The sequence below is a fragment of the Pseudomonas sp. TMW 2.1634 genome (assembly GCF_001703595.1).
In the GTDB taxonomy this organism is placed as follows: Bacteria; Pseudomonadota; Gammaproteobacteria; order Pseudomonadales; family Pseudomonadaceae; genus Aquipseudomonas; species Aquipseudomonas fragi.
Genome location: NZ_CP016849.1, coordinates 3,231,314 through 3,255,229 on the forward strand (window position 1 = coordinate 3,231,314; position 23,916 = coordinate 3,255,229).

Annotated in this window: 24 protein-coding genes; 12 read left to right on the forward strand and 12 right to left on the reverse strand. The window is 60.0% G+C overall.

The features are described from left to right. Positions 1–10 precede the first annotated feature (10 nt). Positions 11–421 (forward strand): Cu(I)-responsive transcriptional regulator, encoded by a 411-nt coding sequence (gene cueR / locus BFC21_RS15365; protein ID WP_120266320.1) that lies wholly within the window; start codon positions 11–13, stop codon positions 419–421. Positions 422–1,112: 691 nt separating this feature from the next. On the opposite strand, the gene BFC21_RS15370 is transcribed toward cueR, so the two are convergent. From BFC21_RS15370 to BFC21_RS15380, 3 genes are read right to left on the reverse strand one after another with little or no spacing between them, the layout of a single operon-like run. Next, complete coding sequence (locus BFC21_RS15370; RefSeq protein ID WP_088378267.1) at positions 1,113–1,919, reverse strand: sulfite exporter TauE/SafE family protein; 807 nt, start codon at positions 1,917–1,919, stop codon at positions 1,113–1,115. Positions 1,920–1,927: 8 nt separating this feature from the next. Beyond that, complete coding sequence (locus BFC21_RS15375) at positions 1,928–3,493, reverse strand: bifunctional protein tyrosine phosphatase family protein/NAD(P)/FAD-dependent oxidoreductase (protein ID WP_120266321.1); 1,566 nt, start codon at positions 3,491–3,493, stop codon at positions 1,928–1,930. Between the two features lie 43 nt (positions 3,494–3,536). Beyond that, complete coding sequence (locus tag BFC21_RS15380; protein WP_016783577.1) at positions 3,537–3,866, reverse strand: metalloregulator ArsR/SmtB family transcription factor; 330 nt, start codon at positions 3,864–3,866, stop codon at positions 3,537–3,539. 93 nt (positions 3,867–3,959) lie between these two features. On the opposite strand from BFC21_RS15380, the gene BFC21_RS15385 reads away from it, so the two are divergent. Next, positions 3,960–4,823 (forward strand): MBL fold metallo-hydrolase, encoded by an 864-nt coding sequence (locus BFC21_RS15385; RefSeq protein WP_120266322.1) that lies wholly within the window; start codon positions 3,960–3,962, stop codon positions 4,821–4,823. Between the two features lie 162 nt (positions 4,824–4,985). Here the strand turns inward: BFC21_RS15385 and BFC21_RS15390 are convergent, their stop codons facing one another. Both BFC21_RS15390 and BFC21_RS15395 read right to left on the reverse strand, forming a co-directional pair. After that, a complete protein-coding gene (locus BFC21_RS15390) occupies positions 4,986–5,879 on the reverse strand; it encodes a PA4780 family RIO1-like protein kinase (RefSeq protein ID WP_088378270.1) in 894 nt (297 codons plus the stop codon). Between the two features lie 126 nt (positions 5,880–6,005). Continuing rightward, the gene (locus tag BFC21_RS15395; RefSeq protein ID WP_088378271.1) at positions 6,006–6,800 is read right to left on the reverse strand and encodes a helix-turn-helix domain-containing protein; all 795 of its coding nucleotides are present in this window, start codon (positions 6,798–6,800) and stop codon (positions 6,006–6,008) included. A gap of 82 nt (positions 6,801–6,882) precedes the next feature. On the opposite strand from BFC21_RS15395, the gene BFC21_RS15400 reads away from it, so the two are divergent. Beyond that, the gene (locus BFC21_RS15400; RefSeq protein ID WP_088378272.1) at positions 6,883–7,869 is read left to right on the forward strand and encodes a bile acid:sodium symporter family protein; all 987 of its coding nucleotides are present in this window, start codon (positions 6,883–6,885) and stop codon (positions 7,867–7,869) included. A 153-nt stretch (positions 7,870–8,022) separates the two neighbouring features. Here the strand turns inward: BFC21_RS15400 and BFC21_RS15405 are convergent, their stop codons facing one another. After that, entirely contained in the window at positions 8,023–9,297 is a 1,275-nt protein-coding gene (locus tag BFC21_RS15405; RefSeq protein WP_095005332.1) for an acetyl-CoA C-acetyltransferase, read from the reverse strand. A 122-nt stretch (positions 9,298–9,419) separates the two neighbouring features. Here BFC21_RS15405 and BFC21_RS15410 point away from each other — a divergent pair, with 122 nt between their 5' ends. The 7 genes from BFC21_RS15410 to BFC21_RS15440 all read left to right on the forward strand — a co-directional run bounded on the left by BFC21_RS15410 (position 9,420) and on the right by BFC21_RS15440 (position 16,321). Beyond that, positions 9,420–10,772 carry a 3-oxoacyl-ACP reductase gene (locus tag BFC21_RS15410; RefSeq protein ID WP_120266323.1) on the forward strand — a complete coding sequence of 451 codons (1,353 nt, stop codon included), beginning with the start codon at positions 9,420–9,422 and terminating at the stop codon, positions 10,770–10,772. A 2-nt stretch (positions 10,773–10,774) separates the two neighbouring features. Beyond that, the gene (locus tag BFC21_RS15415; protein ID WP_088378274.1) at positions 10,775–11,629 is read left to right on the forward strand and encodes a MaoC/PaaZ C-terminal domain-containing protein; all 855 of its coding nucleotides are present in this window, start codon (positions 10,775–10,777) and stop codon (positions 11,627–11,629) included. A gap of 202 nt (positions 11,630–11,831) precedes the next feature. Beyond that, the gene (locus BFC21_RS15420; protein ID WP_088378275.1) at positions 11,832–12,137 is read left to right on the forward strand and encodes a nucleotide pyrophosphohydrolase; all 306 of its coding nucleotides are present in this window, start codon (positions 11,832–11,834) and stop codon (positions 12,135–12,137) included. Further along, positions 12,134–12,883 carry a methyltransferase domain-containing protein gene (locus tag BFC21_RS15425; RefSeq protein WP_120266324.1) on the forward strand — a complete coding sequence of 250 codons (750 nt, stop codon included), beginning with the start codon at positions 12,134–12,136 and terminating at the stop codon, positions 12,881–12,883. Before BFC21_RS15420 ends, BFC21_RS15425 begins: the two co-directional genes overlap by 4 nt. 23 nt (positions 12,884–12,906) lie before the next feature. Next, the gene (locus BFC21_RS15430) at positions 12,907–13,521 is read left to right on the forward strand and encodes a DUF4136 domain-containing protein (RefSeq protein ID WP_088378276.1); all 615 of its coding nucleotides are present in this window, start codon (positions 12,907–12,909) and stop codon (positions 13,519–13,521) included. A 28-nt stretch (positions 13,522–13,549) separates the two neighbouring features. Beyond that, the gene (locus BFC21_RS15435; RefSeq protein ID WP_016783566.1) at positions 13,550–14,137 is read left to right on the forward strand and encodes a DUF4136 domain-containing protein; all 588 of its coding nucleotides are present in this window, start codon (positions 13,550–13,552) and stop codon (positions 14,135–14,137) included. Between the two features lie 213 nt (positions 14,138–14,350). Then, positions 14,351–16,321 carry a pilus assembly protein TadG-related protein gene (locus BFC21_RS15440; protein WP_120266325.1) on the forward strand — a complete coding sequence of 657 codons (1,971 nt, stop codon included), beginning with the start codon at positions 14,351–14,353 and terminating at the stop codon, positions 16,319–16,321. A gap of 128 nt (positions 16,322–16,449) precedes the next feature. On the opposite strand, the gene BFC21_RS15445 is transcribed toward BFC21_RS15440, so the two are convergent. Further along, entirely contained in the window at positions 16,450–19,194 is a 2,745-nt protein-coding gene (locus tag BFC21_RS15445) for a PAS domain-containing sensor histidine kinase (RefSeq protein ID WP_095005327.1), read from the reverse strand. Continuing rightward, a complete protein-coding gene (locus tag BFC21_RS15450) occupies positions 19,184–19,627 on the reverse strand; it encodes a TadE/TadG family type IV pilus assembly protein (RefSeq protein WP_095005326.1) in 444 nt (147 codons plus the stop codon). The genes BFC21_RS15445 and BFC21_RS15450 overlap by 11 nt, the downstream gene beginning before the upstream one ends. 71 nt (positions 19,628–19,698) lie before the next feature. Here BFC21_RS15450 and BFC21_RS15455 point away from each other — a divergent pair, with 71 nt between their 5' ends. Continuing rightward, positions 19,699–20,172 carry a prepilin peptidase gene (locus BFC21_RS15455; protein ID WP_095005325.1) on the forward strand — a complete coding sequence of 158 codons (474 nt, stop codon included), beginning with the start codon at positions 19,699–19,701 and terminating at the stop codon, positions 20,170–20,172. Positions 20,173–20,289: 117 nt separating this feature from the next. Further along, positions 20,290–21,072, forward strand: a complete 783-nt coding sequence (locus BFC21_RS15460) for a response regulator transcription factor (RefSeq protein ID WP_095005324.1) — start codon at positions 20,290–20,292, stop codon at positions 21,070–21,072. 73 nt (positions 21,073–21,145) lie between these two features. Here the strand turns inward: BFC21_RS15460 and BFC21_RS15465 are convergent, their stop codons facing one another. From BFC21_RS15465 to BFC21_RS15480, 4 genes are read right to left on the reverse strand one after another with little or no spacing between them, the layout of a single operon-like run. Then, complete coding sequence (locus BFC21_RS15465; RefSeq protein ID WP_095005323.1) at positions 21,146–21,415, reverse strand: DUF3613 domain-containing protein; 270 nt, start codon at positions 21,413–21,415, stop codon at positions 21,146–21,148. Positions 21,416–21,432: 17 nt separating this feature from the next. After that, positions 21,433–22,122, reverse strand: a complete 690-nt coding sequence (locus tag BFC21_RS15470; protein WP_088378279.1) for a lipopolysaccharide assembly protein LapB — start codon at positions 22,120–22,122, stop codon at positions 21,433–21,435. Positions 22,123–22,136: 14 nt separating this feature from the next. Continuing rightward, a complete protein-coding gene (locus tag BFC21_RS15475; RefSeq protein ID WP_120266326.1) occupies positions 22,137–23,021 on the reverse strand; it encodes a type II secretion system F family protein in 885 nt (294 codons plus the stop codon). A gap of 1 nt (position 23,022) precedes the next feature. After that, the gene (locus tag BFC21_RS15480) at positions 23,023–23,907 is read right to left on the reverse strand and encodes a type II secretion system F family protein (RefSeq protein ID WP_095005321.1); all 885 of its coding nucleotides are present in this window, start codon (positions 23,905–23,907) and stop codon (positions 23,023–23,025) included. Between the last annotated feature and the right edge of the window lie 9 nt (positions 23,908–23,916).

The window sequence follows — 23,916 nt, forward strand, 5'->3', positions numbered from 1 at the left end:
AGGCAACGTCATGAATATCGGCCAGGCCGCCAGACACAGTGGCTTGAGCGCCAAGATGATTCGTTATTACGAATCCATTGGCCTGCTCAAGCCCGCCAGTCGCAGTGACAGCGGCTACCGCCTGTACAGCGATGACGACCTGCACACCCTGGCGTTTATCAAGCGCTCGCGGGACCTGGGGTTTTCGCTGGAGGAAGTCGGCAAGCTGCTGACCCTGTGGCAGGATCGCCAGCGCGCCAGCGGTGATGTAAAGGCTCTGGCGCGCCAGCATATTGATGAGCTGAACCGCAAAATCGCCGAGCTGAGCAGCCTGCGCGATACATTGCAGGACCTGGTCGAAAGCTGTCAGGGCGACCACCGCCCTGACTGCCCGATCCTCAAGGACCTGGAGTCAGGCTCCTGCTGCACCGCAAGTACATGAACATCTGCATGACCGGCTGATAACCCTGTGGGAGCGGGCTTGCTCGCGATTCAGGCGCCAAGGTGTATCTGGCTGACCAGGGTGATCCCATCGCAGGCAAGCCCGGCTCCCACAGGATCGTGGGCGAAAGCTCTCAGCGCGACCCTCAAGGACCTGGAGTCAGACCCCTGCTGCACCGCAAGTACATGAACATCTGCATGACCGGCTGATAACCCTGTGGGAGCGGGCTTGCTCGCGATTCAGGCGCCAAGGTGTATCTGGCTGACCAGGGTGATCCCATCGCAGGCAAGCCCGGCTCCCACAGGATCGTGGGCGAAAGCTCTCAGCGCGACCCTCAAGGACCTGGAGTCAGACCCCTGCTGCGCCGCAAAGGCATAAACATCTGCATGACCGGCTGATAACCCTGTGGGAGCGGGCTTGCTCGCGATTCAGGCGCCAAGGTGTATCTGGCTGACCAGGGTGATGCCATCGCGGGCAAGCCCGGCTCCCACAGGATCGTGGGCGAAAGCTCTCAGCGCGACCCTCAAGGACCTGGAGTCAGACCCCTGCTGCGCCGCAAAGGCATAAACATCTGCATGACCGGCTGATAACCCTGTGGGAGCGGGCTTGCCCGCGATTCAGGCGCCAAGGTGTATCTGGCTGACCAGGGTGATGCCATCGCGGGCAAGCCCGGCTCCCACAGGAACGTTAATCAGAAAGCCGTCAGCAGCACTTTAGCCAGCATCAGCACGCCAATCACCGCACACAGCGCCGCGAAGCCCTGCTGTAGCCACTGGGCCGAGACATGCGGGGCGGTGACACGCCCGGCAACCATCCCGGCCAGGGTTGCGGCAATAAACATGACGCCTTCACTCGACAGGCTCACGCCCTGGCTCATCAGGTTGCCCAAGGTACCCAGCGAGACCAGCGCCACGACCATCAACGAGGTGGAGACCACCGCGTGGATGCGCACGTCACTGAATTTGCGAAACGCCGGCACGATCAAAAAACCACCACCGACACTCAACAACCCCGTCAGCAACCCCGAAGTGGCACCAATCGATACCAGTGTCATGCTGCAGCGGGCATTCCAGGTCAGCCGCCCGGTGGCCGGGTTGAGCATGCAGTTTTTCTCCAGCGCGCCAATGCTGGCGTCTTCGCGTGCATCGGCTCTGGCCTGCATGAACATGCGCAGCGAAACAAACATCATCACGGCACTGAACATCAATACCAGCGCTTTGGCGGGCAGCAATCTGGCCAGGTGCAAGCCGATCGGCGAAGTGCTCGAACCCACGATTGCCATCAATGCAGCCGCCTTGTAACGCACCAGGCCCCTGCGCAAACCGTCCAGTGCGCCCAGTGCGGCCGCCATGCCAACCGCCAGCAGGGCCACCGGCGTGGCTTGCGCCAATGTCCAGCCAAGCCCCAGGGTCAACGCCGGTATGGCCAGGATACCGCCGCCGGCCCCCGTCAACCCGAGCACCAGCCCCACCAGCATGCCTAACAGAATAATCAACATGGTCGGGCTCAGTCCGGCTTGCAGTCAGTGAACCACTCGCGACCTTTGAGCATGCCCTGCCAGTAGAACCACGGCAGCAATGTGGCCTTGAGCAGCCACGCTGACTTGCGCGGTACGGTGGGGTCCAAAGGGAAAGTGGGGAGCAGTTTGCCGCCATAACCGAATTCGGCCAGGATCACCTTGCCGTTTTCCACGGTCAGCGGGCACGAGCCATAGCCGTCATAGCGCTTGGGCAAAGCCAGGCCCTTGCGCAGCGCCAGAAGGTTTTCGGCCACGATGACCACTTGCTTGCGGGTGGCTGCAGCCGTCTTGGCATTGGCCGTATTGCACACATCGCCAAGGGCGAATATCTCGGGGTAGCGCGGATGCTGCAGCGTCGCCGGGTCGGTCTCGAACCAGCCCGCCTTATCCGCCAGCTCGCTGCGGCGAATAACATCGGGCGCCTGCTGCGGTGGCACCACATGCAGCAGGTCGAACGTTTTGGCCACGCGGGTCACGCCGCCTGCTGCGTCAGTCACATCGAACCACGCCGTCTTGCCCGGCCCGTCGACCTTGACCAGAGTGGACTGGAAAGCCAGTTGAGCGTTGTAGGCCTCAACGTACTTCATCAACGGCGGAACGAAAGCGGCTACGCCAAATAACACCGCTCCGGCCAGGTTGAACTCCACCGCAATCGAATCCAGCACACCGCGCTTGCGCCAGTGATCACAGGCCAGGTACATGGCTTTCTGCGGCGCACCTGCACACTTGATCGGCATGCCCGGCTGGGTAAACAGTGCCTTGCCGCCGTTCAGGCTGCGCACCAGCTCCCAGGTGTAAGGCGCCAGGTCATGCCGGTAGTTGGACGTTACGCCGTGCTTGCCGAGGGTTTCTTCAAGGCCTTCGATGTGCTCCCAGGCCAGCTGCAAACCGGGGCAGACGATCAGTTGCTGATAGCTCAGCTCGCTACCGTCGCTGAGCAGCACAACCTTGCGCTGCGGGGCGAAGGCGCACAGTGATGCCTTGATCCAGTCAGCACCTTTGGGCATGACCGCAGCAGTGGGGCGAACGGTATTCTTGATATCGTAGGCACCGCCCCCGACCAGCGTCCAGGCGGGCTGGTAATAGTGCTCGGTGCTGGGCTCGATCACGGCGATACGCAACCCGGCGTCGCGCTTGAGCAAACTGGCCGACACAGAAATACCGGCCGACCCCCCGCCAACCACCACTACATCGTATTGCCTGGCCTCTCGTGGGGCCTGGGTTGCAGCTTCATGAAGCCTGGAGGAGCGGTTCCCCGTGCGGCAGTACGCCAGCACCGGCTGGGGCAGCTCGCTGAGTAATTGACGCATCTCTTGCGCCTGCCCGGGTGTGGCACCGGTAGTCATTACCGGCAAATACGCAAAGCTCAGCCCCAGGGCCTGCGCAGCCTGTTGCATCGAGGCGTGATCAGGCTGCTCGGGGCCACCTTCGAAGTCAGGTCGGTTGCAGATCACACTGGCAAAACCCAGCTCGGCCAATGATTGAAGATCAGACAGCTCGATCTGACCGGTCACGGAAAATGACGCGTCGATTCGCTTGATGCTTTGCTCCATTGAGCACTCCAGGCACAACAAAAATGAATGGATTGGGCGGGCGTTACTTTTTCAGTGCTTGCCCGCAATACAGCCCCGACAGGGTCTGCATCACAGAAACCACTTCAAAGCTGGCGAGTGAATAGAAAATATATTTCCCCATCCTTCGGGTATTGACCATGCCTTCATCGCGCAACACGCCGAGTTGTTGCGACAGTGTGGGTTGTCTGATGCCTGTCAGCGCTTCAAGTTCGCCGACATTGCGTTCGCCCTGCGTCAACTGGCAGAGCAACAGCAGTCGATCTTCATTGGCCAAGGCTTTAAGAAGGGTGCAGGCTTTGGAGGCAGAGTCGCGCAGAAGGCCGATTTCTTCGCGGGTTAGCTGAGCAGTCATGAAAAGCTCCGGGGCGTGATGGTCGACAGTCTACGACTCGATAATATATCTTTCAATATATTGATCATTCACTGACAACCACGAGGCCCCCTCATGCACCCCGAAATTCAAGGTTTCTTCGACCCTGCGACGTCGACCGTGAGCTACGTGGTGCATGCCGCGGGCGCCGAGGAATGCGCCATCATCGACCCCGTGCTGGACTACAATGCCGCCGCCGGGCGCATCAGCACCACCAGTGCCGACGCCATCGCCGCTTTCGTGCAGGCTGAAGGCCTGAAAGTGCAGTGGCTGCTGGAGACCCATGCCCATGCCGACCACCTGTCTGCCAGCGCTTACCTCAAGCGCAAGCTGGGCGGGCAGATCGGCATCGGTGCGGCCATCACCCAGGTCCAGGGGGTGTTTCGCGATATCTACAACCTTGAGCCGGAGTTCAAGCTTGACGGTTCGCAGTTCGACCGCCTGTTTGCGCCCGACGAGCTGTTCCATATCGGCCGGCTGCAGGTAAGGGCGCTGCATGTACCCGGGCATACCCCGGCCGATATGGCTTACCAAGTCGAACACCACAGCCTGTTTGTGGGCGATACCCTGTTCATGCCTGATGTGGGCACTGCCCGGTGCGATTTCCCGGGGGGCGATGCGCGGCAGTTGTATCAATCGATCAAGCGCCTGCTGGCATTGCCGCAGCAAACCCGCCTGTATATGTGCCATGACTACCCGCCAGCCGGGCGCGAAGCCTGCTGGTCGACCACCGTTGGCGAACAGCGGGCACAGAATATTCATGTCAATGACAGCATCGACCTGGAGGGTTTTGTCGGCATGCGCACGGCCCGCGATGCCACCCTCGGGGTTCCGGCGCTGCTGATCCCGGCCATTCAGGTCAATATTCGGGCAGGCAACCTGCCGCCCGCCGATGACAGCGGGCTGTGCAGCCTGAAGATTCCGCTGAACCGGTTTTGACCCATCAAACATTGTGGGAGCGGGCTTGCTCGCGATGGCATCACTGTGATTTTCCTGACAGACCGCATCGCCTGCATCGCGAGCAAGCCCGCTCCCACCAGAACCCGGGCTGTTTCAGGGGCATAAAAAATCCGGCCTGAGCCGGATTTTTTACTTAGCCAATCACTGCATCCACGGGGGCGGCGGCTCTTCAGCCTTGCTCGGTGGCGCATCATCGGCAGCACGTACCGCCTGACGAAAGGCTTCGTCCAGGCGCGCCGCTTCGATTTCGCGCATCACGCCGCCGACATCGGCCAGCTCATCCGGCTCGTCAAACTCGCCCGTCAACACACTGCCAGGGTGCAAGGCGGCGGCTTCGTAAAGCGCCCACATTTCCTTGGCATATTTGGTCTTCTTCAGTTCCGGCGCAAAACGCCCGAAGTAGGAAGCCATGTTGCCCACATCACGCTCCAGCATGTTGAAGGCGTGGTTGTTACCCGCCGCATCGACCGCCTGGGGCAAGTCGATAATCACCGGGCCGGTTGGCGTCAGCAACACGTTGAACTCGGACAAGTCGCCATGAACCAGCCCTGTACACAGCATCAGCACAATTTGCTGGATCAGGAACTCGTGGTACTCGCGGGCCTGATCCGGCTCCAGCACCACGTCATTGAGGCGCGGAGCAGCATCGCCGTACTCATCCGCCACCAGTTCCATCAACAGCACGCCTTCGAGGAAGTCGAACGGCTTGGGAACCCGCACACCCGCACCGGCCAGGCGAAACAACGCCGCGACCTCAGCGTTCTGCCAGGCATCTTCGGTTTCTTTACGACCGAACTTCGAGCCCTTGGCCATCGCCCGGGCCTGACGGCTGTTGCGAACCTTGCGACCCTCCTGATATTCGGCGGCCTGGCGGAAACTTCGTTTGTTGGCCTCCTTGTAAACCTTGGCGCATCGCAGCTCATTGCCGCAGCGGACTACGTACACAGCTGCTTCCTTGCCACTCATGAGTGGGCGCAGCACCTCGTCGATCAGACCGTCTTCGATCAGGGGTTCTAAGCGTTTTGGAGTCTTCATCAGCTTTTATTGTGGGTCCTTTATTACCAAACACGCGAATGTCATTCGTTATACGGCAATCCACTCACCACGGGGAGAGGGCAAACGATTTGAATGATAGACGAGCAACACGTTTTGAGCACCGACTTAACCCTGACGAAACAAGTCGCCCGGGGTAAAACCGAACATCTTTTTAAACGCCGCGATAAACGCCGACGTTGATTCATACCCGCAAGACAACGCCGCCTGGGTGACATGGCCACCCTCCTCCAGCACCCGCAGCGAAGACAGAAGCCGCGCTCGTTGGCGCCAACTGCGAAAACTCAAGCCTGTTTCACGCTGAAACAAACGCATCAGGGTTTTTTCAGACATGCCCAGACGATGCGACCACAGGCCCAGATTCGCCTCGGCATCAGGGCTTTCGATCAGTTCGTTGCACAGCACCAGCAAACGCTCATGGCGGGGCAATGGCAGCGAAAAGCCGACCTCGGGCAGGTTTGCCAACTGGTCCAGCAGCACCGCCACCAAGCGCTGCTCGCAGCTGCCACCCTCGGGGTAGTCGACGGGCAGCGCGCAAAAACTTTTGATCAGCTCCCGCGCCAGTGGCGTGACCTCCAGCACCCGGCACTGCCCGGGTGCCCACTGGCAGTCCTCGCGACGCACATACAGGCTGCGCATTTCCGCACGCATCGAGGTGATCACTTCATGCTCCAGCCCGGCCGGAATCCAGATCCCCCACTGCGGCGGCGCAAAAAAACTGCCCTCGTCGGTATGCACGCCCAACACGCCACTGATCGCGTACGAAAACTGCACCCAATCGTGCCGATGGCGCGGCGTCCACGAGCCTGCGCCCAGGCTTTCGGCCCGGGCATACAACGGCCGTGGCAAGGCATCGAGTTGTGGGATGGCACGCGGCAGTCCACGTTGTCCGTTTGGCGGCATTGATTGGCCTTATATCGCAAGACGACAGGTACCGCCGACGTTAGGCTAACTCATCAATTCTTACAATATTCCGGTACCGATAATGCCTGTGCTCAAACACCTCAAACGCCTGTTCACCGACTGGTTTCTGTGCGGCATGCTGCTGGCGACTTTTCTGGCGTATGTGTTCCCGCATTTCGGCAGCACCGGTGGTGCAATGCACGCGGAATGGGTCATCAATATCGGTGTGTTTCTGGTGTTTTTCCTGCATGGGGTCAACCTGTCCAGCGAACAGATCAGCCACGGCCTGAAGAACATCCGCTTGCACGTCATGGTGCAGGGCTTCACCTTTATCGTCTTCCCGCTGATCTGGGTGGTCGCCAACAAGTTGCTGGGCGCCCATATCCCGCCGCTGCTGATGCTGGGTTTCTTCTACCTGTGTGCCCTGCCCTCGACCATTTCCTCGTCGGTGGCCCTGACCGGCAGCGCAGGCGGCAACGTGCCAGCAGCGATTCTCAACGCCAGCCTGTCCAGCGTGCTGGGGATTTTCCTGACGCCGTTGCTGGTCAGCTTTGTGGTCGGCAGCGGCGCGGGGGGCATTGACCTGGGCTCAACCCTGCTCGACCTGTGCGCCATGCTGTTGCTGCCGCTGGTGCTGGGCCAACTGGTACGCCCGCTGTGCGGACGCTTTTTTGCCCGCCACAAGCGCTACACCAACATCTGCGACAAGGTGGTGATCCTGCTGCTGGTTTACGCGGCGTTCTGCAACTCGATGGTTTCGGGCATGTGGCAACAGCAAGGCAGCTCGGTGATCCTCAGCGCCCTGATCGGCAGTGCGATCCTGCTGGCCATTATTCTGTGGATGACCACCCGCACCGCCCGCGCGCTGAAATTCAGCACTGCGGATGAAATCGCCGCGGTGTTCTGTGCCAGCAAGAAATCCCTGGCCGCAGGGGCACCGATGGCGGCCCTGATCTTCGGCGCCAACCCGGGGCTGGGGCTGATTTTGCTGCCGATCATGATCTACCACCCGTTGCAGTTGATCGTGTGTTCGGTGATGGCTGAGAGTTATGCCACGCGCAGTCGCTAGGAGGCCGCAGAGCCAAACCCGGCAGTAGCGTCTGCCGGTCAAGCATAACCCTGCCCTTGTGGGAGCGGGCTTGCTCGCGATGCAGGCTCCCCGGTTTGTCAGGCATATTGAGGTGATGCCATCGCGAGCAAGCCCGCTCCCACACCTATATCGTTACCGTTCGATAATCGCCGTAACCCCCTGCCCGCCCGCTGCGCAGATCGAGATCAAACCTCGGCCCTGCCCGGCGGTGGCCAGCAGCTTGGACAGGTTGGTCACAATGCGCCCGCCCGTCGCCGCAAACGGGTGCCCCACCGCCAGCGAACTGCCCTTGACGTTAAGCTTGCTGCGGTCAATCGCACCCAGCGGTGCATCAAGCCCCAGACGGCTTTTGCAGTAAGGCCCGTCCTCCCAGGCCTTCAAGGTACACAGCACCTGGGCAGCAAAGGCCTCGTGAATTTCGTAGTAGTCAAAGTCCTGCAAGGTCAGGCCATTTCGTGCCAGCAGCCGTGGGACGGCATATACCGGCGCCATCAGCAAACCTTCGGCACCGTGTACGAAATCCACAGCAGCTGTTTCGCCATCACGCAGGTAGGCCAGCACCGGCAAGCCGCGCTCCCTGGCCCATTCTTCACTGCCCAGCAGCACCGTCGAGGCGCCATCGGTCAGCGGCGTGGAGTTGCCCGCCGTCAGCGTGCCCTTGGCACTGCGCTCGAACACCGGTTTAAGGGCGGCCAGCTTTTCCAGGGTCAGGTCTGCACGCAGGTTGTTGTCGCGGCTCAAGCCCATAAAGGGCGTGAGCAAGTCATCTTCCCAGCCCGCGTGATAGGCCGCCGTCAGGGCCTGATGGCTGTGCAGGGCCAGCTCGTCCTGTTCAACCCGGGGGATGTTCCAGGTTTGCGCCATCAACTCGCAGTGCTGCCCCATCGACAGCCCGGTGCGGGGCTCGCCATTACGGGGGAACTCGGGTTTCAAAAAGCCCGGGCGCAATTGCAATAGCGCCTTGAGCTTGTCGATCGGTGCCTTGGTGCGATTGAGCTGCAACAGCCATTTGCGCAGCCCGTCATTAATTTCGATCGGCACATTGGAGGCGGAGTCCACGCCACCGGCAATCGCGCACTCGATCTGCCCCAGGGCAATCTTGTTGGCCACCAGCAATGCCGCCTCAAGCCCCGTACCGCAAGCCTGCTGCAGGTCATAGGCCGGGGTTTGCGGCGACAGCCGCGAGCCCAGCACGCACTCGCGGGTCAGGCTGAAATCCCGCGAATCCTTGAGCACCGCCCCGGCCACCACTTCGCCCATGCGCAACCCGTGCAGGTTGTAGCGCTCGATTAGCCCTTCCAGCGCCGCCGTCAGCATGTCCTGATTACTGGCAGTGGCATACGGCCCGTTGGCGCGGGAAAACGGGATTCGGTTACCACCAATAATTGCTACACGACGCAGACTCATACGATTGCCCCTATTCTCTTAAATCCATTGATCGTTACTAGCGTAGGCCTTATCGCCGATAACGAACGACCACGGCCTGTTTGTGGTCAACCCTTTGAACCCCACCTGTCGGAGAGTGTTCCATGTCAGACCGTTATATCGACTTCGTCAACTCATCCCTCGGCCAGCGACTGGTCGGCGCGTTGGGGCTGCCGTCACCGGGACGACTGGAACGCTGGCAGGCCGGGCGGCTGCGCCCCGTCGAAGGGCCGCTGCTGATTGGCGGCGGCGCCCTGGCAGGCCTCGTGAACCAATTTGCCAGCAAACTCACCGATGCCGTATTCAGCTACGGCCCCGAACCCTTGCACGCCACGCCGTGGATTCCAGGCCAGGGGCCCAAGCTCAAGGCCGTTGTGTTCGATGCCAGCGAGCTGTTGCACACCGATCAGCTCAAGCAACTGCGCGAGTTTTTCCAGCCGCTGCTGCGCAGCCTGCAAGACTGCACCCATATGGTGATCCTGGGGCGTGCTCCTGAAACATTAAGCGACCCTTTTGCTGCCAGCGCTCAACGTGCGCTTGAGGGGTTCAGTCGTTCGCTGGCCAAGGAGTTACGCAACGGAAGCACCTTGCAACTGCTGTATATCGGCGAAGGCGCCGAAGACCAGCTTGAAGGCGCGCTGCGGTTCTTCCTCTCGCCCAAAAGTGCCTTTATCAGCGGTCAGGTGTTGCGTCTGACCGCCTGTGCCACCCAGGTTCAGGACTGGACACGCCCCCTGGCCGGGCGCAAGGCGCTGGTCACCGGCGCCGCCCGGGGCATTGGCGCTTCGATTGCCGAAACCCTGGCCCGGGATGGCGCCGAGGTGATCCTGCTGGACGTACCCTCCGCCCAAGGCGACCTTGAGGCACTGGCCGTGCGTCTGGGCGGGAGCAGTATCGCGCTGGATATCTGCGCGACAGATGCCGCGCAGGAGCTGATCGAGCAACTGGCCGGCGGCGTTGATATCGTGGTGCACAACGCCGGCATCACCCGCGACAAAACCCTGGCCAACATGACGCCCGAATTCTGGGACGCCGTGCTGGCGGTCAACCTCAACGCCCCGCAAGTACTGACCAAGGCCCTGCTCGACAGCGGCACCCTGCGTGATAACGGCCGGGTAATCCTGCTGGCGTCCATCAGCGGTATTGCCGGCAATCGCGGCCAGACCAACTACGCCGCCAGCAAGGCCGGGCTGATCGGCCTGGCCCAGGCCTGGGCACCGTTGCTGGGCGAGCGCGGCATCAGCATCAATGCCGTGGCCCCGGGGTTTATCGAAACCCAGATGACCGCGCATATTCCCTTTGCCCTGCGTGAGGCAGGCCGGCGCATGAGCTCACTGGGCCAGGGTGGCCAACCGCAGGACGTCGCCGAGGCCGTGGCCTGGCTCGGCCAGCTGGGTTCGGGCGCGGTCAGCGGCCAGGCGCTGCGGGTGTGCGGGCAAAGCATTCTGGGAGCATAAGCATGAGTGTAAAATGGCTCGACCTCAGCACCCCGCCGCACCTGCCAGCGCTGTACGCCCACGCGGCCGCCCGCCGCAAGATCACCGGCAGCACCTTGCCAGAGCAAGGCTTGCGCTGTTGGGTCGAGGTTGAGCCCAAGGCCCTGGCAGCTTTTCGCGATGTTTGCGAGCTGGTGCCAAGCCCCTTGCTGCCGCCCACTTACCCACACATCCTGGCCTTCGGCCTGCAAATGCAGTTGCTGACAGCCAAGGACTTCCCCTTCCCGCTGCTGGGGCTGATTCATCTGACCAACCGGATCCGCCTGCTGCGCCCGATGGGCAGCGTGACGCAACTGCGCATCGGGGTGTATGTACGCAACCTGCAAAAACACCCCAAGGGCGCGACCTTCGAGGTGGTCACCCAGGTAGACGATCTGCTGGGGCCACTATGGGAGGCCGAAAGCACCCTGCTGTGCAAAGGCGTGGAGCTGCCGGGCGACCTGCCGCAAGTCACCGAACCTGCGCCGGTGGCCCTGAGCGAACTGACCCGCTGGTACGCCCCCGCCGACATTGGCCGGCGTTACGCCAAAGTTTCGGGCGACTACAACCCCATCCACCTCAGCACGGCCAGCGCCAAATTGTTTGGCCTGCCCAGTGCGATTGCCCACGGCCTGTGGATAAAAACCCGGGCTCTGGCGGCACTCAATTCGCACCTGCCAGCGGCCAATGTCGAGATTGTCGTCGCCTTCAAGAAGCCGGTGCGCCTGCCCGGCGAAGTGATTTTGCTCAGCAGTGAAGCGGGGTCCAGTGGTGATTTTCAAATCAATGGGCATGACGGCCTGGTACACCTGATCGGCAACTGGCGACCGGTCAGCTGACCACCCCCCTGTGGGAGCGGGCTTGCTCGCGATGCAGGCGCCACGGTTCAGCAGGTAAACCGCGCGGATGCCATCGCGAGCAAGCCCGCTCCCACAGAGGGGGGCACCCGAGCCGAAAATCCCGCAGGGCTGCCCGTGCCTTTCACTTGCACCAATCCCCGTTCGGTCGCAAGCTTTGCGCCTTCTGGAGAGCACGCCCGCAATGAACCTCGACGAAATCACCCAACGCATGCATCGCATCCGCGATAACAACGACTGGAAGCAGTTCCACAGCCCGAAAAACCTGGCCATGGCCGCCAGTGTCGAAATGGCCGAGCTGGTGGAAATCTTTCAGTGGCTAACCGAAGACCAGTCCCGCCAGCTCCCCGCCGACAAGCTCGCCCACGCCGGTCAGGAAGTGGGCGATATCGTGCTGTATCTGGTGTTGCTCTGCGCCGAACTGGGACTGGACATGAATGAAGTGGTTCGCAATAAACTGGCTGACAATGAAAGGCGTTTCAATAAATGAGTGACCGTCACTTCGATCAACTGGCCACCCGCTTCGCCGAGAAAATCTACGGTGGCGCCAAGGGTGCGATTCGCCTGGCCGTGCTCCAGGCCGACCTGCAGGAAGCCCTGCCCAAACGCCCGCTGCGGGTGTTGGATATCGGCGCCGGGTTGGGCCACATGTCCTTGTGGCTGGCCCAGCAAGGCCACGATGTGACCCTGGCCGAACCCGCCGCGCCGATGCTTGAAGGCGCCCGCCAGCGGTTTGCCGAGGCAGGCCAGAACGGCACCTTTATTCAGGCGCCGTGGCAGGAGCTGCTTGGCCAACTGACCGAGCCCTACGATCTGGTGTTGTGCCACGCCGTACTGGAATGGCTGGCCGAACCCCACGCGATCCTGCCGGTGCTGCATCAGTTGACCGCCAAGGGCGGCTGGTTGTCGCTGGCGTTTTACAATCGCGATGCACTGATTTATCGCAACCTGCTCAAGGGTCACTTTCGCAAGATGCGCAAGAACGACATGGCCGGTGAAAAACAGAGCCTCACCCCGCAGCAGCCCCTTGACCCACGGGAGCTGGCCGCAGCGCTCGAAGGCCTGTGGCAGGTCGAGAGCCAGAGCGGCGTGCGGGTCTTTCACGACTATATGCCAGTAGAATTCCAGGCCCGCGCCGAGCTTGAAGCGCTGGTTGAAATGGAGCTGGCCCACCGTCGCCATCCTGCCTTTGCCGGGCTGGGACGTTATCTGCATTGGGTGTGCCGCCCGGTTTAAATCGCCCTGCGGGGGAGACCATCATGTATCGCCGCGTTGCCTTGATTGTTTTGAGCCTGGGGCTGGGCGCCTGCCAGAGCCCCAACCCTTACACCGCCAGCTCCATGCCCATGCCGCCGGCACCGGCACAGGCGGCCAACACCCTGGACTTGAGCGCCTACCCGGCACCGCCACGGGATTACGGGCGTTACCAGAGCTGGGCCTGGCTCAATGGCCGCCTGCCGGTTGGCACGGCCTGGGCCGACTCGGCGCAAATCGCCGAAGCGGTGAACAATGCCCTGGACCAGCGCGGTTTGCGCCCGGCACAACCCAACCGTCCGGCGGATCTTTGGGTCAGTGCAGATTTGCATACCGAAAAACGCTTGCGTCAGGTGCAGGACGACTATGGTTACGGAGCTGGCTACGGCAACGGTTACGGCCGCTACGGCAGTCAATATGGCATGTACAACTCGGTACCCGTCATCCGCACTTACGAGGTTGAGGTCATGGTGGTGCGACTCAACCTGTATGACGGCAAAACCGGCCAGCCGGTGTGGAGTTCCAGTGCCGAAACCAGCAGCAAAGGCAGCCTGAGCGAACGCAGTGACGCCCTGCGCGAATCACTGAACAAGGCAGTGCAGGCTTACCCTCCTCATTGAGTTTCAATCGTGAAGTGGAGAAATCATCATGCTTCGTCGCATTGCATTACTGGGCCTGGCCCTGCTGCTCAGTGCCTGCGAAACCATGCAGGTCAGCCATGATTACAACCCTGCTGTCGATTTCGCCCAGTTCCGCACCTGGGCCTGGAAAGACCCTGCCGTGCAATACCAGCCCAATAACCCGATGCTCAGGAGCGACCTGACCGAGCAACGGATTGTCCAGGCCGTGAGCAGCCAGCTGGACCAGCGCGGCTTGCGCCCGGTTGCAGCAGGCAGCAAACCGGACCTGCTGGTGCAAACCTGGCTGATCGTGGCCAACCGCCAGGAACAGGTGGTGACCAACTACGGTTACGGTGGCCCCTGGGGCGGGCCGTGGGGGGGTTACTGGGGCGGCCCGTGGGAAGGTTACTGGGGCGCACCGATGTATAACGAAACCCGCAACGTGGTGTACCAGGTGGGCACCCTGCAGATCGACCTGATCGATGCCAAAGACGGCAAGCTGGTCTGGCGCGGCAGTGCCGAAAAAGCCATCGACAGCAGCCCGACCCCGGCCGAACGCAGCGCGGCGATCAGCGAAGCCGTGACCAAGATCCTTGCTACCTATCCACCCAAGTAAGTTGCCCGGCACTCACTTGCTCACGATGTATATAAGTAAGTTGGTATTAATACTTTCGTGAGCAAGTTAGCGCCCTGTCTGTTTTTTTGATTAATCGTTCACAGCACGCCTATAAAACTGGCAACTGGCCAGCGCACTGATCACTTCTTGTCTACACTCGCTGAAACTTTGGAGAGTTAGCGCTGGGCAATGTTCCAGCATCAGGAGTGCTCGATGTCTCCCCAACTACGCGGTATGGGCTTCAATGGCCCCCGACACCAGCATGGCGCGATCGGCCTGATGGCTGCCGTGACCCTGGGCATGGTGCTGTTGTTCATGCTGTTGATGGTCGACAGCGGGCGCCTGTTCCTGGAGCAGCGCAAACTGCAGCGGGTGGCGGACATGGCGGTACTGGAAGCCGTGACCCGGGGCGGCAATTGCACCGGCACCAGCACGGCCGCGGGTTTCGCCAACCAGAGCGCCATCCGCAACAGTTTCACCCCTGGCACCGTGCAAAAGATCAACACCACCTGCGGCACCCTGACCACCAACAGCAGCCAGTTGCGGGTATTCACTGCGGATGCGACCAAGTCCGATGCGATCCGGGTGATCGCCACCACCACCGTGCCCACCAGCGTGGCCGGGGGGTTATGGAGCATCCTGTCCAAGGACGGCTTTGACCTCAATACCAACCTGACCGCCAGTGCGGTGGGGAGCAATGGTGGGGCGCCGTTGGCACAATTGACAATTCGCAGTGCACTCTTAAACATAGACACTACTCAATCCCCTATTTTGGATCAGCTTGTGGGCGGATTACTGGGAGGCTCAATAAATGCAGGCGTAGTATCCTGGCAGGGCCTAGCTGACACAAATATAAACTTACTGAGTTATCTAAACCAATTAATCTCTCTGAATACAAACATCGGCAACTACGACCAATTATTGAAAACCGACATTCACACCACCCAACTTCTAGATGCCGCCATAACAGTCTTACAAAAAAACGGCCCCACTGCAGATATTGCAGTCAAAGGCCTTACGGCAATACGCGCAATAGTGAGCCCCACACAGGTACTAAAACTGGGAGACTTGCTAAACGTTCAAAGTGGAACGCCCAATGCAGGCCTAGATACAAATATGCGAGTATTCGATCTTTTACAGGGTGTTGTCCAGCTCTCGGGACAGCAAAGTGGGGCAACAGCAAACATACAAATAAACCCATTCAACTTAGTCAATATAAATGTTTATACGAAAGTCATTCAACCCCCTCAGCTTTCAGCCATTGGCAATCCTGCGCTGATACAAGGCAAACCGACCGGCCCAAATCAAATATCGGTGCGCACGGCACAAATCCAAACAAGAATACAAATCGGCCTGCCCGTACTTAACGCATTAAAACCGATCACTGATCTGGTAACAAACGTTTTATCAACCGTCACATCTATAGTAGGAAAAGTTTTAAGCCTCAAACTGGTCGACGCTCTAACTTGCGTACTGAGCTGCGACTCCATTGCCAGCATAAGCTTAGTAAATGATATCAACATTTATATAGAGGCCGCCAGCGCCAACAGTTACGTAACAGACTATACGTGCACAAGTGACACCTCAAAAAGTTTGACAGCTACAGCTAATACCGCACTCGCCACAATCAGTATCGGCGCGCCTCCACAGTCAGGCCTATTCCCATCTGTAGACGTAGCAACCAACAGTTTTGTTATCACCCCACTTAAACTGTTAAACATCAACCTGAAATCATGTGTCTTGCTAGGTATTGGAGGCTGTACAACAGGCGTGGGTGATGGAGGAAGCTTCAATCTAAAAATCCAAACAAGCCTTTCACCAAGCACCAAAAACTTTTTATACGCATCACCTTCACTGCTTAACATAAACCAGACCACTTACTATCAAAAATTCGGCTCAAACGCCAACGCACTGACTATTGGGGACAGCTCGGGAAGTATCGTGACAACCTCATACACACCCCCAAGTGGCAAATCGGTTACAAGCGCACTTCTTCAAGCGGTTGCTGAATTAATAACAACACTCTCCAACAGCATAGTTACAGCCTTGAATAGCATATTGAGCTCTTTGGTCAATCCAATCATCAATACGCTACTCAGCGCCTTGGGCGTGAATTTGGCCGTAGCTGAAGTCGGCGCCAACCTCTCCTGCAACCAGGGCGGCCGCGCCCAGCTGGTGCTTTGACCTGAAGGAACTGCAATACCTTGTGGGAGCGGGCTTGCTCGCGATTGCATCACCTCGGTCTATCAGATGTACCGAGGTGCCTGAATCGCGAGCAAGCCCGCTCCCACATCAAAGGCACAGCGCTGAATTCAGCCTGCTACCACCGGCAATTCCACACAAAACCGCGCGCCGTGTTCAGTATTGCTCACGCTCAGCCGCCCGCCCATGTTGTCGATAATCCCGTAGCTCACGGACAACCCCAGGCCTGTACCCAGGCCGATGGGCTTGGTGGTGAAAAACGGCTCGAAGATCCGCTCCAGCAGGCGCGGGTCGATACCGCCGGCGTTGTCGTCCACCCGCAGGCGTACACGCTGGGCATCCGACTCGACGCTCAGGGCAATCCAGGGTTCGAAGTCATGGTCGGTCTCGCGTTTGCTCATCAGCGCATCGCGGGCATTGACCATCAGGTTGATCAACACTTGTTCAAGCTGATCAACATGCCCGCGTACTTGCACGTCGCACGCCTGGCCTTCGCTGCGCAGTTGCACACCCTTGCCGCGCAGGCCTTCGCCAAGCAGGGCCAGGGAACCTTCCATAGCCTGCGCCGGGTTAAACACTTGCTGCTCGATTTCAGAACGACGGCCAAACACCCGCAAGTGGTCGACTACCCGCGCGGCACGCTGGATCTGCCCGTCGATACGGGTGAGCTTGTCTTGCAAATAGTCGATCTGCGCATCGCCATTGCCCAGGCGCTTGAGCACGTTGACCACGGCCATGCGCATCACGTTCAGCGGCTGGTTGATTTCATGCGCCAGCCCCGTGGCCATTTCGCCCAGGGTGGCCATTTTCGCGCTGTGGGTCAGCTGCTGTTGCGAGCGGCGCACTTCGGTGTTGTCGCGGCCCACGGCCTGCACTTCAAGCAAGTTGCCCTGCTCGTCGAAAATGCCCCGGTCCGACCACACCCACCAGGCATATTCACGCCCCGGCAGTTGCAGGCTGATTTCCGCCGTGCTGACCGGCGCCTGCGGGGTCAAGCCGGCAATGCGCTGTACAAAGGCTTCGCGCTGCTCTGTGGATAACCAACTGCTCAGGTTGATGCCCGGCAGTTGCGCAGTGGTGCACTCCAGGTAGCTGGCCAGCGGCTGGTTGCCGAAGGTCAGGGTCAGGTCGGGCAGGTAACGGCAGATCATGGCAGGCGAATCTTCAACCAGAATCCGGTAGCGTTCCTCGCTGCTTTTGACCCGTTCGGCCGCCTCGGTGGCCTCGGTGATATCCAGCCACAAACCGACCACTTCTACCGGCAAACCCAGGTCGTTACGCAACAGCTTGGCTTCATCCAGCAACCAGTGATAGTCACCACGCCGATCGCGCAGACGATAACGGTTGCGGGCGCTGCCTTCGCGCAGCAACTGCCGCGTACGACCGAAGAACTGTTCGCGGTCATCGGGGTGGACCCACTCGATCAGGGTTTCGCTGGTGCATTCTTCCAGCGTCCAGCCCAGCAGGGGCTTGAGGCTGTCACTGAAAAATGCGGGCACCAGCGCGCCTTCAACATAGCGCTGTACATAAATCACCGCCGGGGAACTGGCGATCAGGTTGTCCAGCCGCGCATGGGCAGCCGCAACCTGTTGCTGCTGGTTCTTGATATCACTGACATCCAGCATATAACCGACGATGCGCCGCCGGGTGCCACTGCCCAGCATCTGGCCCTGAACCCGGTACCAGCGGGCAGGCTCTGTGCTCCCGGATTGATGCAACCGGGCGAACAGTAATAATTCCTTGCCATGCTCCAGCAGCTCATTGAAGCGACCGCTGAGTTCATCCCGATCCGCCGGGTGAAACAGCGCCAGCCATGCCTGACGGGTCATGGCCTGTGGCTCAGCCACCGCATCCAGGTTGATGGCCAGGTGCGGGGCCAGTTCCAGCAGCTCGTTGGTCAGCGACCACTCCCACCAGCCGGTGCCGAGCAAGCCTTGCAGGGCCTCCATGCGCTCGCTCTGCAGCAGGTGCTGCTGCTCACGCAGACGGTCCAGCAGCGGCGCAGCCAGGGCGGCGCACACCTGCATCCAGTCGCTTTCGCTCATTTGCGGGCCGTGCAGGGACGCCGGGTAAAACCCCAGCATCAACCAGGCACATAAACCCTGCTGGTCGCTGTAAGGCACCAGCACGCCGTCGGCATTGCCAAACAGGTCATTGAGCCGCGGGTTGGCGCCACGTTCGACTCGCTGGGGCGTGGTACCGCCCAGCGAGTCCAGCAAGCTGCCCAGGTTTTGCTCGGGCCGCCACAGTTGCGGCGCATCAAAGGCGTGCCAGGTGCTATGCATGTACCAGGAAGCCTGCGGGTCTTCACGCAGGGCCAACGCCATGCACGGTACCCGGGCGTGCTGGGCCACGCTGCGCAATGCGTCATGCATCACCTCGGGCAGGCGCTGCGCACTGCACTGGCGCAATTGTTCGCCCAGGCTGAGGGTCAATTGTGTGCAGCGTTCGCGGCTGCGGGCTTGCTCGCTGCCAAGGCGCAGGTCACTGATGTCCAGCAACTGCAAAAGCCAGGCGTTGCCCTGGGGCTGAACCCAGCCGCGGGTATGCACCACGCGCAGCCCCGCGCATTGAAAGTCCAGGTCAAGGCTATGACCAACCCAGTCTGCCGGTACGCCTTCAAGGGCCAGGGTACTGCCCGGCACCAGATAACTCAGCAGCAGGCGCGGCGAACCGTCGCCGCTGCCCCGCACCAGGCCGTAACGTTGCAGGCCGTGGATTTCAATGACGTGCCCCTGCTGATCAAGCATCAGCTGGATACCTGCATGGGTGCGTGATTGCGGATCGCTGGATTCAGGCAAGCGCTCGTCGGTCCGTCCCAACAAGCGCCCGAACAGCCCTTCGTTAGGGGACAAGTTGAGCACTCGATTGGGCCGACAGGCTGACGGGCAAGTCCGGCACGGTCATGGCGCCCAACTTGAGCACCGGCATGATGGCGCTCAGGGCCGAGGACGGCAGGGTGACGCTGGCAGTCAGTATCTTGGTGGTGGCGTTATAGCTTGCGGTCGGCACAAGGCTGCCCTTGATCGCAGTGGGCACCCAGGACAGCCGGTCATTCATGACACTGACAGCCTGGGCCTGCACCACCGCAGCATAGTTGGCTGCCGTCGGGTCCACGGCCATGCTGCGACGCACCGCTTCGGCCGTCGCATTATTGAATGACTGCACCAGCAACAACGGCAGGCTGTAGCTAACCACGCCGTAAAGCACTGCGAAAAAGATCACGAACACCAGTGCGAACTCAATCGCCGCAGCGCCTTTCTGCTTTTTGCCAAGTCTTGTTTTCATGACTGCGTCTACCCTGACTGTCGACAGTAATATCATCATAGAATCATTGGTAAAAAACGGAGGCTCTTTACGTGATCCAGTTAGCGGTTGTGTTGCTGTGGTTTGTTGCCTGCTCCATTCAAGACCTGCTCCAGCGCCATATTTCCAACCTCCTGACGGTGGGTGGCGCAGCGCTGGCTTTTCTGTACATGCTGTGGAGCGGCCACACCTTGCTCGGTGCAAGCGCAGCCGAAGGTGGCTGGGCATTGCTGATCGCACTGCTGCTGACACTGCCCGGCTATGCCCTGAACAAGCTTGGCGCTGGCGACGTAAAGCTGTTGATGGCCCTGGCGCTGGCAACCGATCGTCCGACAATTCTGGGGACCGTTATCGGTGCTGGCATCTGTAGTGGCCTCTGCTGGTTTTTCGCGTCAAAAATTCTGCCGTCAATAAATCAACGAGTTAAGACACTCTCATTTTCCAAAGACGCCCCACTGTCAATAAAGCTGCCCTTTGCACCCTTCCTGTTCGCGGGCTTTGCCCTGACAGTCGCGCTTCTGCGCTAACCCAAACGGGGGATTAATACCTTGTACATAGTCGTAAAGTAGGTCTACGTTTAACTCAACGTCGCAAAACGAGTGGACCAAGATGTCCCTGATTGGTTTACCAGGAAGGAGAACCGCGTGAACACGTCCAACCCCCTAATAAAAGTGCTCGTGGTCGACGATCAATCGTTGATTGTCGAAGAACTGTGCGAGTTTCTCGAAAGCAGCGGCTACCGTTGCGTGCCTTGCAATACAACCCGTGAAGCCATTGATGCGTTTGTTGCCGACACGCAGATCAGCCTGGTGCTGTGTGATCTGCACATGCCCGACATGAACGGCATTGAACTGACCCAGCATCTGCAAAAACTGGCCGGCAAACAGCGCGCCTTTGAAACCATCCTGCTGACCGGTCGTGCCGACAAGCAGGACGTGATCAAGGCCTTGCGTATCGGTATCGCCGACTACTATCAAAAACCGGTCGACCTCAATGAACTGCTCGAAGGCATCCAGCGTCAGGAGGCCATCCTGCGCGAACGGCACAAGAGCGACCAATTGGGCCACCTGAACCAGAAATTGCAGTATCTGGCCGAATCCATCGATGACCTGTATCAGGACATGGAGTCCGCTCGCCGCCCTCCCCAGGCCTCTACTCACCCCCTCAACAGCCAGGAATCAGCCGAGGGTGCCTGGCAACAGATTCCGACAATTTTCAAACAACTGTCACCACGCCAGCTCGATGTGGCCAAGCTGGTGAGCAAAGGGCAGACCAACTACCAGATCGCCTGTGACCTGGGCATTACCGAAAACACGGTCAAGCTCTATGTGTCGCAAGTGCTGCGCCTGACCCACATGAACAACCGCACTCAACTGGCCCTGGCACTGTCGCCAAATGCCGCCGCAAACCGCCAGACTGCACACTGACGGCTGACAGACGGCTGGCTCCAATCGCTGGCAAAACCTGCAAGAAACAGGTTTGCCCGCGATAGCAGCACACTCAATTGTCTTTCTTGGCCTTGCCGCCCTCATCCTGTTTGTAATACTCGGGGATTTCATGCTTGTAGCTGTCCAGCCAGCGCTGCAGGCTCAGCTCGCGCTCTGCCGGGGTGGCCGTCTGGCGTACCGGCGACTGCGCACTGCCATTGACCTGCAGTGTCAGCCAGTCCTGGGTTTGCTGCTGGATCTTGGGCGTAGGCCCAGGCTCAATGGCCAATGCTCCCAGCGGCAGCAGGGCCAGCAGCACCCCCACACGAATCGATAAAGTCATGGCAAACCTCCAACACGTTATTTGACGACAGCCACCTGATTGCTGGCGACCTTGGCTTGAGCCTTCAGAGCCTGTGCCCGGTACTGGGCATCACTCACCTGTTCGGGGGTTAACCCGGCGCGGGTTACCAGTTCTGCGGCCTGCTTCCACTGGTCCTGATAAATCAGCAAGGTCACCAGATTCAATGCCGCCGGAGATTCGTCCTGCTTGAGCTCCAGCGCGGTCAAAAACTCGAACCGCGCCTCATCAACCCGCCGTTGATTGAGATAAACCACACCCAGGTCATTGCGGATCTTGGCATCGGTCGGCGCCATTTGTGCCGCACGCTCCAGATGGGTGATCGCCTGAGCGTTATCGCCGTGCCCCGATGCCAGCTGGCCCAGACCATGCTCGCCTTCAGCGGCCAGGCACGAGCCCAACAGGCCCTGATACAACGGCCCGGCCTCATCGCGGCCCAACTGGCGATAGATCCGCGCCTTGCGCAGTTGTACCTGGGCAGATTTCTCCGGCAGGTTTTGCAGGTTGGCCAGGCTGGCGTGCAGCTTGCCTTCCTTGGCCATGTCATCGGCCAGGTTGAGTGACAGTTCCTGGTCACCCGTCAACTTGGTGCAACTGCCGCCCAAGGCCATCCACGGCGGGTTACTCTGACCTCCTGTCGCACAGCCGCCCAGCATCAGCAACCCGCATATGACGATGACAGCTTTCATGCTCGTACCCCTGTTCAAGAGAGAAAGGCCCGCGAGATAGCGACAAAGCTCGGTCCAGCCAACACGATCATCAAGGCCGGGAACAGGAATACCATCATCACTACCGACATCTTGGCGGACATTTTTGAAATAAATTCTTCCATGCGAGTCAGGCGGCGGTCGTCGAGCAGTTCCTTGAGGGCCTGCAATGACTTCATCGCGCCACCACCCTGCTGGATCAGTTGCTGCAGAATCACGCAGGTATCATTGAACTCGTCCACATCCAGCAAGCTGGCAACCTTGCTCAGCTCCTGGTTCAGCTCCAGCCCCGAGTCGACGCGGCTCAACACCACCCGCAACTCGCCAGTCAGGATTGGCAACAACTGCCGCCCCTCCTGGCTCAGCACCCGCAACGCCTGCTCAACCGCCATGCCCGACTCAAATAAAATGCGCAGCAGCGGGATAAACGTTGAAACCTCGATCGCCACGGCCTGCTGCCGCCTTTTTGCAGCATAGGCCAGCATTCGCTTGGGCAGCAGATATCCTGCAGCCAGAGACAACAACACCACGACCAACAGATGGCCCGACTGCGGAAAAAACAGCTCATGCCCCAGGAACCCCAGACCGGCAAGCGCGAACGGGGTGCCAATCTGAAATGCCGCAAACAGCGAACGCTGACTGGCGGTGCGCCAGCCCACGCGGTTGAGCAGGGTCAGGGTCTCGCTGTCCATCGTCACCGAGCGCTGGCCAAACTTGCTGTTGCCCACCGCCCGCATCCACAGGCTGAGCTTGCCCGGGCCGCTCCTGTCACCGTCCAGGCGCTGGATCACGCGCTGCTGGCTCAGGCGCCCCTGGACCACGTTATTGATCAACAGCGCCGTGGCCGCCAGCAGCAAAACCGCACAAATCAGATAGGGCATGTCATACGCTCCTCACCATGCGCCACAGCGCCACACTGCCGACGATTTGCATCGTCAGGGCCGTCAGGAGCATGCGCTGGCCGCTCCCGTCCTGCCACATCTTGAGCATGTAGTCGGGGTTGGTGACCATAAAGAAGCCCACCACGAACACCGGCAGCAGGCCCAGCACCAAGGCCGTCATGCGGGTCTCGCCGGTCATGGCCTTGAGCTTGCGAGCGCCCTGGTCGCGTTCGCGAATCAGCACGATGAGGTTCTCCAGCAACTCACTCGCGTTGCCGCCATAACGGTGGTTAACCTTCAGCCCCAGGGCAAACATGCGGAACTCGTCACGCTCATACAGCTCGGCAAAATCGTTGACGGCGTCCGGCAGGCTCACCCCCAGCTGCACGTTGCGCGATACCCGGCTAATACTGCTCTTGAGCGGATCACTGGATGCGTCGATCGCGGTCAGCACGGCATCAGCCAAGGTGCGCCCCGCTTTCAGGCTGCGCACGCAGTGATCGAGCAACAACGGCAACTGCTCAACCATGCGCCGTACCCGACGGTGGTAGCGCCAGCTGACATACAGTTTGAGCAACGCCGGCGGCAACACCACCAGCGCGAGAAAGAATACCCAGCCGCCCAGCAGGCCAGCCAACACCACTGCCGCCGCCCATAGCGACAGCCACAAACCCAGACGATCTGAAGGCCGCCCCAAACCGGCCTGCAGGAAAGCCCGGTCCAGCCATGCCACACCCTGCAGTTTTACATTCAACTGCGGCTGGCCTTCGCCCAGACGATCCAGTACGCGACTGGTGGTCGGGTCCGTCAGGGCTCGATACACCAGGCTCATGGAAAGCGCGAACATCAAAAAACTGAAGGTAAATAGCATCAAGGCCGGGATCATAAGCAGTGC

Excerpts from the sequence above, each read along its gene's own strand:
- cueR (WP_120266320.1), top strand. The coding sequence starts at position 11 with ATGAATATCGGCCAGGCCGCCAGACACAGTGGCTTGAGCGCCAAGATG.
- BFC21_RS15370 (WP_088378267.1), bottom strand. The coding sequence starts at position 1,919 with ATGTTGATTATTCTGTTAGGCATGCTGGTGGGGCTGGTGCTCGGGTTG.
- BFC21_RS15375 (WP_120266321.1), bottom strand. The coding sequence starts at position 3,493 with ATGGAGCAAAGCATCAAGCGAATCGACGCGTCATTTTCCGTGACCGGT.
- BFC21_RS15380 (WP_016783577.1), bottom strand. The coding sequence starts at position 3,866 with ATGACTGCTCAGCTAACCCGCGAAGAAATCGGCCTTCTGCGCGACTCT.
- BFC21_RS15385 (WP_120266322.1), top strand. The coding sequence starts at position 3,960 with ATGCACCCCGAAATTCAAGGTTTCTTCGACCCTGCGACGTCGACCGTG.
- BFC21_RS15390 (WP_088378270.1), bottom strand. The coding sequence starts at position 5,879 with ATGAAGACTCCAAAACGCTTAGAACCCCTGATCGAAGACGGTCTGATC.
- BFC21_RS15395 (WP_088378271.1), bottom strand. The coding sequence starts at position 6,800 with ATGCCGCCAAACGGACAACGTGGACTGCCGCGTGCCATCCCACAACTC.
- BFC21_RS15400 (WP_088378272.1), top strand. The coding sequence starts at position 6,883 with ATGCCTGTGCTCAAACACCTCAAACGCCTGTTCACCGACTGGTTTCTG.
- BFC21_RS15405 (WP_095005332.1), bottom strand. The coding sequence starts at position 9,297 with ATGAGTCTGCGTCGTGTAGCAATTATTGGTGGTAACCGAATCCCGTTT.
- BFC21_RS15410 (WP_120266323.1), top strand. The coding sequence starts at position 9,420 with ATGTCAGACCGTTATATCGACTTCGTCAACTCATCCCTCGGCCAGCGA.
- BFC21_RS15415 (WP_088378274.1), top strand. The coding sequence starts at position 10,775 with ATGAGTGTAAAATGGCTCGACCTCAGCACCCCGCCGCACCTGCCAGCG.
- BFC21_RS15420 (WP_088378275.1), top strand. The coding sequence starts at position 11,832 with ATGAACCTCGACGAAATCACCCAACGCATGCATCGCATCCGCGATAAC.
- BFC21_RS15425 (WP_120266324.1), top strand. The coding sequence starts at position 12,134 with ATGAGTGACCGTCACTTCGATCAACTGGCCACCCGCTTCGCCGAGAAA.
- BFC21_RS15430 (WP_088378276.1), top strand. The coding sequence starts at position 12,907 with ATGTATCGCCGCGTTGCCTTGATTGTTTTGAGCCTGGGGCTGGGCGCC.
- BFC21_RS15435 (WP_016783566.1), top strand. The coding sequence starts at position 13,550 with ATGCTTCGTCGCATTGCATTACTGGGCCTGGCCCTGCTGCTCAGTGCC.
- BFC21_RS15440 (WP_120266325.1), top strand. The coding sequence starts at position 14,351 with ATGTCTCCCCAACTACGCGGTATGGGCTTCAATGGCCCCCGACACCAG.
- BFC21_RS15450 (WP_095005326.1), bottom strand. The coding sequence starts at position 19,627 with ATGAAAACAAGACTTGGCAAAAAGCAGAAAGGCGCTGCGGCGATTGAG.
- BFC21_RS15465 (WP_095005323.1), bottom strand. The coding sequence starts at position 21,415 with ATGACTTTATCGATTCGTGTGGGGGTGCTGCTGGCCCTGCTGCCGCTG.
- BFC21_RS15470 (WP_088378279.1), bottom strand. The coding sequence starts at position 22,122 with ATGAAAGCTGTCATCGTCATATGCGGGTTGCTGATGCTGGGCGGCTGT.
- BFC21_RS15475 (WP_120266326.1), bottom strand. The coding sequence starts at position 23,021 with ATGCCCTATCTGATTTGTGCGGTTTTGCTGCTGGCGGCCACGGCGCTG.
- BFC21_RS15480 (WP_095005321.1), bottom strand. The coding sequence starts at position 23,907 with ATGATCCCGGCCTTGATGCTATTTACCTTCAGTTTTTTGATGTTCGCG.